General features: G+C 66.3%; 9 protein-coding genes. 6 read left to right on the top strand and 3 right to left on the bottom strand.

Features of this window, described 5'->3' with window-relative positions; genetic code table 11:
• Positions 1 to 36 precede the first annotated feature (36 nt).
• From FSYMDG_RS29370 to FSYMDG_RS23780, 3 genes are all read right to left on the bottom strand, one after another.
• Positions 37 to 3,186 (bottom strand): YncE family protein, encoded by a 3,150-nt coding sequence (locus tag FSYMDG_RS29370; RefSeq protein ID WP_283204992.1) that lies wholly within the window; start codon positions 3,184 to 3,186, stop codon positions 37 to 39.
• Positions 3,187 to 3,593: 407 nt separating this feature from the next.
• On the bottom strand, positions 3,594 to 4,664 hold the full coding sequence (locus tag FSYMDG_RS01665) for a hypothetical protein (RefSeq protein ID WP_013871900.1): 1,071 nt from the start codon (positions 4,662 to 4,664) through the stop codon (positions 3,594 to 3,596).
• Positions 4,665 to 5,579: 915 nt separating this feature from the next.
• A complete protein-coding gene (locus FSYMDG_RS23780; RefSeq protein ID WP_013871899.1) occupies positions 5,580 to 6,356 on the bottom strand; it encodes a GntR family transcriptional regulator in 777 nt (258 codons plus the stop codon).
• Between the two features lie 220 nt (positions 6,357 to 6,576).
• Here FSYMDG_RS23780 and FSYMDG_RS01660 point away from each other — a divergent pair, with 220 nt between their 5' ends.
• The 6 genes from FSYMDG_RS01660 (at position 6,577) to FSYMDG_RS01635 (ending at position 13,938) form a co-directional block, all read left to right on the top strand.
• A complete protein-coding gene (locus FSYMDG_RS01660) occupies positions 6,577 to 6,984 on the top strand; it encodes a hypothetical protein (RefSeq protein ID WP_013871898.1) in 408 nt (135 codons plus the stop codon).
• Positions 6,985 to 8,475: 1,491 nt separating this feature from the next.
• Positions 8,476 to 8,718, top strand: coding sequence for a hypothetical protein (locus FSYMDG_RS01655; protein WP_013871896.1), 243 nt, complete (start codon positions 8,476 to 8,478; stop codon positions 8,716 to 8,718).
• A complete protein-coding gene (locus FSYMDG_RS22490) occupies positions 8,715 to 10,295 on the top strand; it encodes a type IV secretory system conjugative DNA transfer family protein (RefSeq protein WP_013871895.1) in 1,581 nt (526 codons plus the stop codon). The genes FSYMDG_RS01655 and FSYMDG_RS22490 overlap by 4 nt, the downstream gene beginning before the upstream one ends.
• A 561-nt stretch (positions 10,296 to 10,856) precedes the next feature.
• A complete protein-coding gene (locus FSYMDG_RS01645; protein ID WP_013871894.1) occupies positions 10,857 to 12,377 on the top strand; it encodes a replication initiator in 1,521 nt (506 codons plus the stop codon).
• Positions 12,378 to 12,412: 35 nt separating this feature from the next.
• Positions 12,413 to 12,598 (top strand): helix-turn-helix domain-containing protein, encoded by a 186-nt coding sequence (locus tag FSYMDG_RS01640; protein WP_043602750.1) that lies wholly within the window; start codon positions 12,413 to 12,415, stop codon positions 12,596 to 12,598.
• A gap of 17 nt (positions 12,599 to 12,615) precedes the next feature.
• The gene (locus FSYMDG_RS01635) at positions 12,616 to 13,938 is read left to right on the top strand and encodes a tyrosine-type recombinase/integrase (protein ID WP_043602748.1); all 1,323 of its coding nucleotides are present in this window, start codon (positions 12,616 to 12,618) and stop codon (positions 13,936 to 13,938) included.
• The last annotated feature ends 25 nt before the right edge of the window (positions 13,939 to 13,963 follow it).

Raw genomic sequence — 13,963 nt, 5'->3', positions numbered from 1 at the left:
GTCCAGTTATCGCGTGTCCGTAGAATGGGCAGCACCTCAGGTCCCGCCGCCACCGGAGCCGCCGCCACCACCGAAGTAGCCGCCGCCCGCGCTGCCGCCCGCGCCACCACCGGACGTGGTGGCGGTCGGGTCCAGGCAGGGTGGGGTGTGCACCCCGCTGCAGGGCAGGTTCCCGGCACCGCCGGCACCGGGCGTGCCGTCAGTACCGTCTCCGCCGCAGCGCGGATCGGCCAGCGGATCGGTGGTCGGGGGATTCCCAGCGCCGTGCCGGCACGCGTTCAGTCCTCCGGCGCCTCCGGTGGTCTGAGTGCCGCCCTTGCCCGGGAGTCCGGCATTACCACCATCGACGGTCGACCCAGCGTCGGTGCCGGCGTCACCGCCGCCGGCACCCCCGGCTCCGCCGAGCGCGTTGCCCTGCCCGCCGGTGCCGCCGCCGCCGCCGGCACCGACCAGCACCCGGGTGGACTGGTCGCACTTCCGTGCGGCACATCCCGCCGCGGCCACGCGGACGTCGGAGGAACCGCCGCCGCCGGAACCGTTACCACCGTCGAACGCTGTCCCGCCGTTCGCGCCGGAGCCATCACCAGGCCCACCTGACACGCCGGCGTCGGACCCACCGAACCCGCCGAGTGCTCCCGATCCGCCGGAGGGGCCATTGCTCATTCCGCCCGAGCGCGAGGCCGCGGTTCCGTTGGCGCCCTTGCCCGCCACGTCCACCTGCAGGACCTGGTTGCCCTTCAGCCCCGTCAGCGACCCGGACGCCTGGCCACCGCCGCCTCCGGGACGCCCGGTGATGTCCCCTGCCGGGGACGGGTGTGCCGCGTCACCAGCGATGAAGTAGTGCCCGCCCTGGGCGCCGGTCACCACGACCTCGACCGAGCTCACTCCCGCGGGCACCGTGAAGGTGTCCGATCCGATGTTGTGATAGGTGCAGGTCATTGTCGTCGTCCCGGACAGCACACCGGTCGTCCCGCACACCGGCGGGGTCGGAACGGCCTTCGGTGGTGCGCTGATCGCGATCCCCACCGGCCGGTCACCGACGGGGATCGGGGTGCCGGCGGTGTTGCTGGCCACATCGATCGGCGTCACCGTGTCGCTGTCGCGGTTGACCGCATAGGCGGCCACGCCGTCCGGCGTGACCGCGATGTAGAACGGTTCGATGCCTCCGGTGGAGATAGGAGTGCCGGGGGTGTTGGTGGCCACATCGATCGGCGTCACCACGGCGTCACGCTCATTGGTGACGTACACGGTTCGGCCATCGGGCGTGATCGAGATCCCGACCGGGCGGTCGCTGACCTGAATCGGTTTGCCGGGGGTGTTGGTGGCCACATTGATCGGTGTCACGGTGGCGCTGGCAGCGTCGGCGTTGTCCGTGACGTACACGGTCTTGCCGTCGGGTGTGATCACAATTCCCTGCGGGTTGTTCCCGGCTGGGATCGGTGTGCCGGGGGTGTTGGTGGCGACATCGATCGGCGTCACCGTGTTGCTTGCGGCGTTGGTGACGTAGGCGGTCCTGCCATCGGGGGTGATCGCGACGTAGTGTGCGTCGTCCCCGACCGGGATGTGGGCACCGGGAGTATTGGTGGCCACATCGATCGGCGTCACGTCATCGCTGGCGTTGTCCACCACGTAAGCGGTCCGGCCGTCGGGAGTCACTGCGACCCCGAACGGGAACTGACCGACCGGGATCGGGGCACCAGGGGCGTTGGTGGCCACATCGATCGGCGTCACCGTGTTGTCAGCCCGGTTCGTCACATAGACGGTCCTGCCATCAGGTGTGACCGTAAGCCCTCTGGGGCTTGCACCTACCCGGATCGGGGCACCGGCCGTATTGGTCGTCACGTCGATCGGGGTGACCGTGTTCCCGAAATTGTTGATCACATAGGCGGTGGCCGCTGCCGGCTTCGGAGCAGGGCTCGACGTTGGGTCCGGACTCGATGTCGGGCTCGGTGTCGGTGTCGGTGTCGGGCTTGTTGTCGGAGGCGTGGACGGCTTCGTGGGCTTCGTGGGCTTGGGCTCCTGCGAGGAACCCCACGTGATGATGACCTCGCCGTCGCCCTTGTTGACGGTCCCGGCGTTGACACCAGCGGTCAGGGCGACAGAGCTCACTGTCGGTGCGGCGAAGGAGCTTCCCCCGCCCCCACCGGCGCCTGCCCCGCCGCCACCGACCGTGAGGCCACCACCTCCCGAGCCGCCGCCACCACCGAAGTACCCACCGCCACCGCCGCCACCGGCGCCACCGCCCGCAGCCGGATCATCGGGGTTGCGGCAGGGCGGGGTGTGCACACCCAGGCAGGCCTGGTTTCCCACGCCCCCGGCGCCGCCTGACCCAGAGCGGCCATCGGTGCCATCACCGCCGAAACGCGGATCGTTGGGATCGGGCGGAGGCGGAGTCGCGTGCCGCCCGGCGTTGAGCCCCCCGGCCCCACCTGCGGTCTGGGTTCCAGCGCCCCCAGGAGTCCCCGGGTGGCCACCATCGACGACGGCACCACCAGCCGCGCCGGCAGTACCGCCACCGGCGCCGCCGGCACCGCCCAGCGCGTAGCCCTGGCCACCAGTGCCGCCGCCTCCGCCGCCGCCCGCACCGACCAGCACCCGGTCCGCCAGACCGCACGTCAACGTCGCGCAGCCACCAGCCGCGATCCGTACATCCGAGGAACCGCCGCCACCGGCGCCGTTGCCACCGTTGAGGCTCGCGGTCCCGCCATCGGCCCCGGCCGCGTCCCCCTTACCGCCTGCTACACCGCTGTTGGAGCCGCCGAAGCCCCCCACGGCGCCCTGCCCCCCGGAGGGTCCGTTGTTCTTCCCGCCAGACCGGCTCGCCGCCGTGCCGTCAGTACCCTTGCCGGCAACATCGACCTGCAGGACCTGACCCGAGGACAGACCCGTCAGCGTGCCATACGCCTGGCCGCCGCTCCCACCCGGACGGCCGGTGATATCACCCACCGGCGAGCCACCATGAATGTCGTCACCGGCAATGAAGTAATGCCCGCCCTGGGCGCCGACCACCGTGATCTCGAGCCATTTCGCTCCCGCCGGCACGGTGAAGGTGTCTAACCCGACCGTGTCGTAGGTGCAGGTCTTCTCGTTGAGGACGCCCGAACTCCCGCACAGGTCGGCTTTTGCCGAAGAAGCGCTCGACGCGGACAACGCCGCCACTGAACTGGTCAGCACAATAACCAGCACCGAAACGGACCACGCAGAGACACGACGCTTGCGTATGACGATCAGCCCTCTCTGGCGGCGTATTCGTAAACCAAAAGAAACTCCCAAGACCAAGCACCTCTCAGCTATGCCCCTCGGAATCGGGGCTCGGGGCTCCAGGGGTCCCGAACCGTTTCTTGCTGGGTCAGGGTTGATGCGCCGGCGAGGCGGCGGGCCGGCACCGCGGGCCTCCGCGTTTCCTGCCCGCGATCTTCCTCACCGCATCCGCGGTATATCCGTACGGTTTCCCGGTCCCGGTCCCGGCGCGCAGCACCGGAACCACCTGTCCGCTGTGGGTGTTGCAGAAACCGCGTTTCGTCACGTGACGAAACATCGGGCGGGCCATGCTCGGTGCCGCGCCCGCCCGCGGACCGGGGTTACAGGTGTCTTCAGACGCCGTCGTTGGCGCACAGCGCCCAGACGTCGGAGTAGGTGTTCGGCGAGCTTGTACCCCCGGTATGGGTGAAGGCTGTCCAGTACGCCGCCGTGGTGGTCCCGTCACTGACCGGGTTGCCGCTCGAGTCGCTGGGGAAACTTCCGTTAAGGTGGTCACCGCCTGAGCCCGGTGCGGTGAAGTCGGTCGTGGTCACGCTGCCTCCGCTGATGGCAGCGCCCCCGCTGATCAATTTCCCGTCCCCGCTGGGGCAGTTGACTGTCGTCTTCTGGCCTGTGCTCCCCGTGGTCGGGCCGCTCGCCTCGCTGTAGTGGACTTTCACGGTGACGCCGCTGATGTTGATGTTGTTTCCGCTGCAGATCGCGTAGGCGTAGGTCTCGTTGGTGCTGTTGGTGCCGTTGGCCCACCCGACGGCGGTCCAGGAGTCGGGGTTGGTCTCGCCGTCGGCTGCGGCTTTCTGGCCGTAGTCATGTGCGGAGTTGTTGAAGGTGGGGAAGCTGGCGATCGGCTTGAAGTTGCCGACACTGGCCGGGGTGGCACGCGCCCCGCCGCCGAGCAGAACCGTGTTCGCCGGGCAGGTCGCGGTGACCAGACCCACCGTCGACCCGGTGGTGGGCGCGTTGGTCTTGCTCATGACCACCTGGGTGTGGTTGATCAGGTTGCTGGTGAAGCACACCGCGAAGGGCGTGGTGGAGAAGGAATTGTCGACCTGGCCGCCGCTTCCGCCGATCCCGAGCCAGTGCGTCACATCGGTGCCGACAACCCCGGCGGAACCGGTGTATTCGGTGGTGCCGTCGGGGCTGGGTGAGGTGCCCATCACATGGTTGCCGTTGCCGGTGCCGGTGGCCTGGTTGATCCCACCGCCGGAGATCAGGCCGCTACTACAGTCCGCGTGGGTTGAGATCTCGGAGTTAGGGTTTGCAGGACCGCTGGTAGCCCCGGGTGACTTCACCGTGACGCCTACGGTGTTGGCGTGCGCCGCGGCCGGGAAGGCCACCGCCAGCGCGGCGCCCAGGACCAGTGCTGTTCCCGCTGTGCACGTACGCACGGACAGATGCGATCTCATATCAACCTTCGCGTCAGGGGTGCGCGATGCGAGCAGATGTGCCCGTCCACACCGGGGATGACAACTTCTAGGCGCGAAACGCAGGGCGTGCGACGCTGCACAAGATCCGCAAATACGGAGCTATTGGTGACTATAGACCGTATCTACGTGGGACTTGTGGTCCTTGCGCCGCTCTGCAGCGAGGAAGTTGCGGGACAATGATCAATTGTCCCGAATTATCCGTTTCGCGCCTTTCTGGTGGCGGCGTGGACGCGGCTTCCGCGCAGGGGAGCTGGGCGGGGTCTGTTGTGCGTTGCGGCCGGCTTCGACGGCCGCGGCCGTCAGATTCACTCGGAGTCCAGAGACGACCGAGTCCGACCTCAGTCAACTCGCCGGCAGACACACAGCGTCACAAAATAGGATCATGGTGTTGAGCCCGCGCAATCGCCCGACGAACAAGATCGTGCGACTCGGGCCCGCATTGAGCTCGCAAACCTCAAATAATCTTCCAAGGAAGATCTAGAGAATGGGATCACCGCAGGTCGCAGCCATAATCAAGTGTGGGCCGCCAGGGGATCGAACCCTGAACCCGCAGATTAAAAGGCGGTCGACGCTATGGGTTTGATGTCGCTCGTGCCCTGGTACGTCTCGATATGACGGGGCCGTGGGGTGCCGTGCGATCGTCGCGGTTGGGGTCGTACTGGGGTCGGGCTTCGGTGTGCCTTCTGGCACACTTCCGACGCTCCGACGCGCCGCGTGGGTGGGCGCCCGACGCGCCATGGGGTGCCGCCCGGAGGGCGGCGGGGCCCCATGTTGCGCGGCGGAAGCGACCGGGTACCCGCGCGCCGCGTGTCGTGTGCGTCGGGAGTGTGCCTGGCGGGGGCGAAGCCCCCGCCCTTGAACAAGTAAGGAAAGTTGGCACACGCTCTCGATCGTTCAGTTCTCGCTCTCGAAGGAGAATTCGTATACGAGTTCGTATCGGTCGGCTGCAAGAGTCATATAGTTCACTTCGACTGGAAGGCTATTTTTGTCAAGCGCGACACGAGTTATGTAGATGACAGGAACGCCATTGTCTAGCCGAAGCTCTTTTCTGATCTCTGGACTAGGCATCCGGACGGTTATTTTCTCGACGAAGCGGACAGGCTCACGGCCTAGCTCAGTTAGTCGAGCGTGTACCCCCCCGGGGCCAGTGTCTTCCTGCTCTATCCGTGTTCCGCCAGCGAGCTTCCACGTAAATACCGATGTTGCTAGTTGAACAGGCTCACCGTTGGCGAACATCACTCGATCCCGAACCAAAACCTCATCGCCTGGATCAATGTTGAGAACTTCAGCCGTCATACTGTCGGCACCTTCGACCGATATAGACACCTTCACAGAGGGTTCATATTCGGCATTCGCCGTATCTGCAAGGAAGGCGCTCTGATTCAGAGATCGCGCTTTAGGAGAAAGCCTTTTCTGCGCAATCCTTCGAATGGGGCGCCGTTGCCTAACGAATATTCCACGTCCATGTTCGGCGGATATTAGACCTTCACCCCGAAGAACCGCGATTGCCTGCCGAATTGTAACGCGTGCAGCTTCATACTCTTCGGAGAGCTCACGCTCAGAAGGGAGCTTCGCCTTCTCAGGAAGTATGCCAGTTACGATCTTTTCACGAAGTTCATCCGCTATTTGCTGATAAGCAGGTCGATCACTCGTTCGATCAATTGGCGTCACTCTGCGTCACCTTCCTTCCTAGGCTGCGGGAAGGTCTCGCTTGGGGCCTCCTGGGTGCCGCTGCCACTGCCGGACATAGCTAAGGGTACTGGTCGGCACGTCGGCATGTCCTGTCCAGACGTCTGGTAGACACGTCCCTACCAGTCTGCTATAGTGGTCCTACTGGACAGGACGTTCCTACCAGTTGGGATCACAAACCATCCTTAAGGAGACGTAAGCCATGCCTGTTCCTCGTGAGTTCAAGATCTCATTTGATGAGCTGTTCCCGCATGGTGCGTTTGTGACGGGTCCGGTGGAGCCGGTGTCGGAGTTCGATGAGAAGGTGCCGATGGCGTCACGGCGGCAGAAGACGGACAAGGACAGTGGTCTGTTGCTGTGGGATGTGCCGGTGCATGATGCGGATCCTGAGGCGCGGGCGTCGGCGCGGTCGGTGAAGGTTCGGATCGCGGCGAGGGTGCAGCCGGTTCCGCCGGATGCGTTGCCGGGGCTGCCGTTCCGGCCGGTTGAGTTCGAGAATCTGTCGGTGGCGCCGTATGTGAATCGGTCGACGGGGCGGATGGCGTATGCGATTCGCGCGACCGGGATGCATGCTCCGGGTGCTGCTCGTACGGCGAAGTCGGCGGCGTAGTCGTGGCTGATGGTGTTTCGCTGGTCGTGGACCTTGTTCGTGATGGTGACAACAAGGCTGCGATTGGTAGTCTTCCGGATTGGGTTCTGCCGTCGGCTGCCCGTAATCTCCGGAGTATTGCACGACGGTACTGTGGTGACGATCCTTCGGCGGTAAAGGACTGGGATGGTGTTGCCGCTGAGGTGGAAGCGGAACACGCGCGTCGACGATCCCGTCGACGTTCCTGACGGTCAGGCTCCTGTAGGCATTTCTGTGTCTTCCCCGGGTGTGGGTTGTGTGTTGCCCGCTCCTGCCCGCATTCGGGGTGGTGGTTGTTCCCCTGTTCCCTGCGTGAGAAACGGAATGCTGCGATGGCTCGTGGCAACAAGGATGAGGGTCCTGTAGAGGCTATCGGCGTCGGCTGGTACTGCCGTTTCGGTTGGAGTCGGCGTGTGGATGTCCTGAAAGTTGACGAGGCGGAGCAGAGTGCTGTTATCCGCGTACGGGACGCTATCTATGGTGGCCCGGAACCGTGCACGGTTTATCTCGGCAGGCTCGAAGATGTGGACTGGAAGTTCGGGCATAAGCCGGGTCGGTGAAGGTCTGGATAGCGGCGAAGGTGCAGCCGGTCTTACCGGATGCATTGTCGGAGTTGCCGCGTAGTAGTAAGGCTGTTCTCCCCGGGTGTGGGTTGTGTGTTGCCCGCTCCTGCCCACATTCGGGGTGGTGGTTGTCCCCCTGTTCCCTGCGTGAGAAACGGAGTGGTGTTGTTATGGCTCGTGGTAGCAAGGAGATTCAGCGCGCGGCGAAGTTAGAGAAGGCGAATAAGGCGCGTGCGGAAGTGGCGGCGCGGCGTCGGTCGGGCTGCTCGGAGGCTGGTATTCGCGCGGCTGTGGATGTCGAGCATGCGGCCTGGTCGGAGTACCGCCTGAGCTGACCGTGATGGGTGGCCGTCCCCGGTGGTCGGGTGCTGAGTTTGCCCGCTCCCCCCGACCTGCCGGGGCCGGTGTGCCCTGTTCCCTGCGTGAGAAACGGAGCATCTTCATGTCTATCACAGATCTTGTCCTGGTCGACGAGACCTGACCGGCGGTGGCTACTCGACGTCGTGCCCGTACCACCCGTGGCACACAGTTGCCGTTGCCGTTCGACGCTGACGGCCGGTCGCGGGCCGGGGTGGTGTCGATTCCGCTGGTCCGCGCGGCGGACGCCTCCCCACCGATCACGATGGAACTCCGTCGGCGGTCCCGTGCCCGCCGGTGACCGACGGCCCGGTCCTGCTGGACTGGCGTCATGTCGAGGTGGGGGATGCCCGTCCGTGCGTGGTGTGCGGGAAACCGGCGCTGTGTCGAAGCCCGCGGGGGAAACCCTGCCATAAGACCTGCGCGGAAACCTGGTATGCCGACCGCTCGGGGGTGACTCCTCGGGATAGCGGCTGACCGGACCGTCCCGCCCATCCCGCTCTCCCTGATAGCTGCGCGTGTATGCGTGCCTGCGACAGAAGGATGTTCATTGATGATTCCCGCGTATCGCCTGTCTCCGTGGATGTCGGGGGACGCGTCCGTGTTGATCCGGTCGGCGAAAGGAACGGTTGCCGAGTCCGCGGACAGTATCGCAGCGGTCATCACGCATTTCGGTCATATCGAGGATGAGGATTTCCGTGCCCTGCTGCACGCGGCGATGAAGTCGCTGATGGGACTGGAGGAGTATTTGACAGAGTTGCTGCACGCGGCGCGGCAACAGGCACGGTCGTCGTGACCCGCCGGATGACGGCGCTGCTGGCGGATCTCGATCCGGCGGCCCGGGTGACCGTCCGCCACCGCCGCCCGGTAGGAGTCACCCCGGAGGACAGCGTCGGCGTCACGCTGGGGAAGCTGGCCGGCTGGCTGCTACGGGCCGGGCTGGCGGGGCTGGCGCGGCTGGCGGTCCGTTACCGGCGAACCTCGCTGGCGCTGCTGATCGTGCTGCTGGCGGTGGACCGGGTGGGCTGGCGTCCCCTCGCGGTGGCGGTGGCGCTGCTCGCCGGCGGTGTGTTGGTGTGGCGGATCGTCCATCCGGGCTCGTACCGGCTGTGGCTGGCCGGCCGGCTGGCGGCGTGGTGGCGCAGGTGGACGCGGTATGCCCCCCGGTGGGGGCGGCTGATGGCCCGGCATAACCTGACCGTGACCGCCAACGATGTCGAGCAGTGGCCTCGGTTGCTGCGGGTCCGGACCACCCGGGCCCGGGACTCCCTCCTCGTCGGCCTACGTCCTGGGCAGTCACCCGACGACCTGGACGCGGTCACGGTCCCGCTGGCGCACGCGTTGCGCGCCGATGAGGTGCAGATCCGGGTGCACCGTCCGGGTCGGGTGTGGGTGGATGTCCGCCGTCGTGACCTGCTGGCCACCCCGATCCCGGCGCTACCGATCCCGACCACCCCGGATCTGCGGGCGTTGCCGGTCGGGCTGCGGGAAGATGGCGCGCCGTGGACGCTGGGCCTGCTCGGTACCCACACCCTGCTCGCGGGGGCGACCGGAACCGGGAAAGGCTCGGTGCTGCACAGCATCCTGCGCGGCCTGGCTCCGCTGATCGCCGCTGGGGTGGTGGAGGTGTGGGGGATCGATCCGAAAGGCGGGATGGAACTCTACCCGGCCCGGGGCCTGTTCACCCGCTACGCGGACGGCTCGACCGGGGAGATGGCGGATCTCCTCATGGCGGGGGCGGACTACACCCGTATCCGGGCGGCGGAGTTGAAAACCCGCCGGCTGCGTATGCTCACCCCGTCGGTGGAGACGCCGTTCGTGCTGCTGCTGGTGGATGAATTCGCGTTCCTCTCCGCCTACCAGCCGGATCACAGGTTGGCTGCCAGCGTTGACATAGCCGTTCAGATCATCTGTTCGCAGGGTCGGGGGCCCGGCGTCGGACTCCTCGTCGCGGTGCAAGATCCGAGTAAGGACGTGCTGCCGTACCGGCAGTTGTTCCCGACCCGAATCGCGCTGCGCCTCGACGAACCCGTCCAAGTCGACATGGTGCTCGGGGAAGGCGCCCGGGCACGCGGGGCACGCTGTGACGCCATCCCCCCGTGGGCGCACGGCGTCGGCTATGTCCGCCTCGACCGGCAACGCGAACCCATCCGGGTCCGTGCCGCCTACCCCACCGACACCGACATCACCACCCTCGCCCGGGACTACCCCGCTCCCCTCGCCATTCCCGGCCCCCGGACCGCCGCTGCGGACATGCCGGCCGTGCCGTCGGCGACGGCTGTCACCGACCCCTATCTGACGGAAGCGGAACTCGATCCGGAATGGCAAGCATTCATCCGCTCCCGTAGCCGAGCCGGGAAAACCCTGCACTGAGCTTTACGGATGCTGTCCGAGAAAGGAAAGGGAATCGTGCCGCGTCGTAACCGTAACGCCGGTCGGCTGACCGACTGCAAGTCCTGTAACGGCCCGGGACAATTGACCTGCCGAGTCTGCAAAGGCATCGGACGTGTCCCGTCGAAAACCCGTACAACGCCGCGTCCACGCGGATAGCCCACCCGGGTGGTTCTCCTCGTCGGTCGGGCAAGCTCGCCTCTACCAGGGGTTCTCCCACCCATGCCCCACCGCGAGAGCCGACCATCCTGCCCGGCTGGCATGGGTGGGGGGTTCCCTGGTAGCCCTCCGGGTGCCCGACCGGCGGGGAGAACCACCCCCCACCCAGCCACCCACCCCACCCACAGGCGAACGCACGCGCGCAACCCTCCCCTCCTCAGAGAGAGGGCCGGGGCGTGGGGCAAAGCCCCACGATCTTTCCCTACCGGTTTTCCACCCGCGTTCCACCGGAATCCCACCGGTTTTATGTGCTGCTTTCCGTCAGCATTCTGCGCTGTCATGTACCTGGCCCGCCGCACACCCGGGAAAGGAGGTGGCAATCGTATGTCAGTACTGGACTCGGAGTATTTCCGCGCGCTCGCCCCCCGGGTGGTCGATGGCTCCGCATCGGGGTTCCTCGCCCAGCTTGACCGGGTGGCCGGCTGCGCGCATCCGGTCCGACTGACCGGCACCATCGATCAGGTCGACACCGCCACCGGAGAAACCCGCCGGACGTTCGACACCACCGGCATGCCGGACGGGGTGATCCTGGTGCCGTGCGGGAACCGGCGGGCGTCGGTATGCCCGTCCTGCTCTTACCTGTACGCCGGGGACGCCTGGCAGATCGTCCACGCCGGAATGGTCGGCGGTGCCGGGGTCCCGGAATCGGTGACAGCGCATCCGGGGCTGTTCGTGACGGTGACCGCCCCGTCGTTCGGGCCGGTGCATTCCCGTCGGTCCAACCACGGCCCGGCCCAGGTATGCCGGCCCCGTCGGGGCCGCTGCCCCCACGGGATCGCGGCCGGCTGCCACCGGGTCCACCCCGACGACGACCCGCTCCTCGGACAGGCACTCTGTCCGGACTGCCACGACGACCCCGCGTTGATCCTGTGGAACCGGGCGGCCGGCCGGCTATGGAAACGCACCGTCGATCTGACCTACCGGCGCATGGCCCGGACGGAAGGCATCCCGGAACGGGCCTGCCGGCAAGCGGTCCGGATCTCCTATGTGAAGGTTGCCGAGGGACAGGCCCGGGGCGCGGTGCACTTCCACGCCTTGCTCCGCCTCGACGACGCCACCACCCCGGACGGGACGTGGGCGCCTCCGCCGGTCTGGGCGACGGGGAAGCTGCTGGCGGCCTGCTGGCGCTGGGCGGTCACCCATGCCGAACAGCCCTGCCCGAACCCACGCACCTACGACCTGCCGTCGCTGACCGACGCGCTGGCCGTGCTCGCCGATGGTGGTCTCCTCGATATAGACCAGCGGCCCCCGACAACACCGTCGCTTCCCGCGATGACGGTCGCACGTTGGGGCGAGCAAGCCGATGTCCGGCACGTCCGTGTCGAGGGCGGGGAACTCACTCCGCTCGCGGTCGGGAACTACCTGGCGAAATACATCACGAAAAGCGTCGTCGATACCGGCACCCTGGACCGCCGGTTCCGTGACACCGACGACGTGCACGCCCGAACCCCGTTCCTTACCCCGCACCACGCCCGGCTCGCCCACACCGCCTGGCGACTCGGACGGATACCGGAACTGGCCGAGTACGGCCTGCGGAAATGGGCACACCAATTCGGCTACAACGGCCACTGGCTGACCAAAAGCCGACGGTACTCGACCACGTTCACCGCACGACGAATCACCCGTCGAATCTGGGCACGCACCCACACCCCCACCTGCGAGGAACGCATCCCGGTGGACGCCTGGGGGCGGCCCGAAGATGACGACCTGACCGTCGCCATGACGAACTGGCGCTACCAAGGCTCCGGCTACAAAACACCCAGTGACGCCTGGCTCGCCCTGCAAGCCGCAGACCAAGCCCGTTCACGGCGTGAGGAAAACCGTCGTGTGCCGCTTGCGGCGTGAGAAACCGTATCCGCATCCACGAAGAAAGAAGAGGCATGCACAGCGTTCAGGATCTGCTGACGGTCGCGGACGTCATGGAACGCCTGTCGGTGTCGAAGTGGACGGTGTACCGGCTTATCAAGGAGCGGGAAATCGTCGGGGTGCTGGTACGGGGCTGCCGACGGGTCACGGTGGAATCCCTCATCGCCTACCAGAACAGGATTATGGAGGATGCTGTCTGATGTCATCTGTAACCGCGTTGGCGGTACCTGAGGAGCCGGAGGAATCCCGCCGGTCGGGTCGGCGGAACGTCAATGGTGAGGGCACGATTCGTCAACGTGCCGGTGGCAGGTGGGAGGGTCGCGCCTATGTCGTCACCAGCGACGGACGCGAGATTCGTCGCAGCGTCTACGGGCACACCTGGGAGGAAGCTCACGAGAAACTTACCCGGCTGCAAGCCGCGCGGATGAATGGTGCCCGGGTTCCTGTCGGTGGCATGACGGTGGGTGATTATCTGCTTCACTGGCTGCGTGAGATCGTGCGGGATCGGCTCCGCGATACGACCTATCGCAGCTATGAGACGGTCATCCTCGTGCATCTCGTGCCGGTGCTGGGTCGGAAGAAACTCGCCTCGCTGCAACCCTCGGACATCCGGGCAGCATTCAACCGACTGAAGACGGTGTGCCGCTGCTGCGCGCTCGGGAAAGACGCGGCACGTGAGGAACGCGCTCAGCACACACGGGCTGCGCGTACACGGCCACGGAAGAACGCTCGGGTTATCCCCGGTGCGCGATGCTGTGCGAAAACTCCTCCGGAGTGCTGCGGAGAGTTCCTCGCCGATGGGACAATCCGCTACGCACACCGGGTGCTCCGCGTCGCGCTACAGGATGCCTTTCTCGAGGGGCTTGTCACACAGAACGTGGCGAAGAACCTTCGCTTGAACCACCGGTATCGGCCGCACTTCACCCCGTGGACATCCGGTGAGGCACGGGAATTCCTCGAGGCGGCCCGGGGCGGCCGTCTCTACGCGCTGTACGTGCTGGCGCTCATGCTCGGGCTCCGCAAAGGGGAGCTCCTCGGTCTGCGCTGGTCCGACATCGACCTTGACCGCGGGGTCCTTCGGGTCCGTACCAGCCTGCAACGGGTCAACGGGCAACTTCGGCTCGGCCCGGTGAAAACCGACAGCTCGGCCCGGGTCGTCGCCATGTCTGCTTCCTGCGTCCGCGTGCTCCGTGGGCACAAGGAGCGACAGGACACGGAGCGGGATGCGGCCGGTAGAACATGGACCGATCACGATCTTGTGTTTGCGTCCGCACGCGGCACACCGTTGGAACCGCGGAACGTCACTCGCCAGTTCGACGCGCTGTGCCGCCGTGCCGGGCTCCGCCGCATCCGCTTCCACGATCTTCGACACACGTGCGCGACGCTGCTCTATGAGCAAGGCGTGACCATCGACAACATCCAAAACGTGTTGGGACACAGCTCCCCGACCATCACCAAAATGATCTATGTGGAGGTTACCGAGATAATCCAACGAGGTGCGGCGGATCGTCTCGATCACCTGTTCCCGGACGGAGACTGACGTTGGGGTCACCCGTAGGGGTCAT

This window comes from Candidatus Protofrankia datiscae, from assembly GCF_000177615.2.
Classification (GTDB): domain Bacteria; phylum Actinomycetota; class Actinomycetes; order Frankiales; family Frankiaceae; genus Protofrankia; species Protofrankia coriariae.
Note: the sequence above shows the minus strand (reverse complement) of the source record. Positions and strands in the feature narration are given on the sequence as shown.

Coding starts and splice junctions, on each gene's coding strand:
- FSYMDG_RS01660 (WP_013871898.1), top strand. CDS start 6,577: ATGCCTGTTCCTCGTGAGTTCAAGATCTCATTTGATGAGCTGTTCCCG.
- FSYMDG_RS01645 (WP_013871894.1), top strand. CDS start 10,857: ATGTCAGTACTGGACTCGGAGTATTTCCGCGCGCTCGCCCCCCGGGTG.
- FSYMDG_RS01655 (WP_013871896.1), top strand. CDS start 8,476: ATGATTCCCGCGTATCGCCTGTCTCCGTGGATGTCGGGGGACGCGTCC.
- FSYMDG_RS01640 (WP_043602750.1), top strand. CDS start 12,413: ATGCACAGCGTTCAGGATCTGCTGACGGTCGCGGACGTCATGGAACGC.
- FSYMDG_RS01665 (WP_013871900.1), bottom strand. CDS start 4,664: ATGAGATCGCATCTGTCCGTGCGTACGTGCACAGCGGGAACAGCACTG.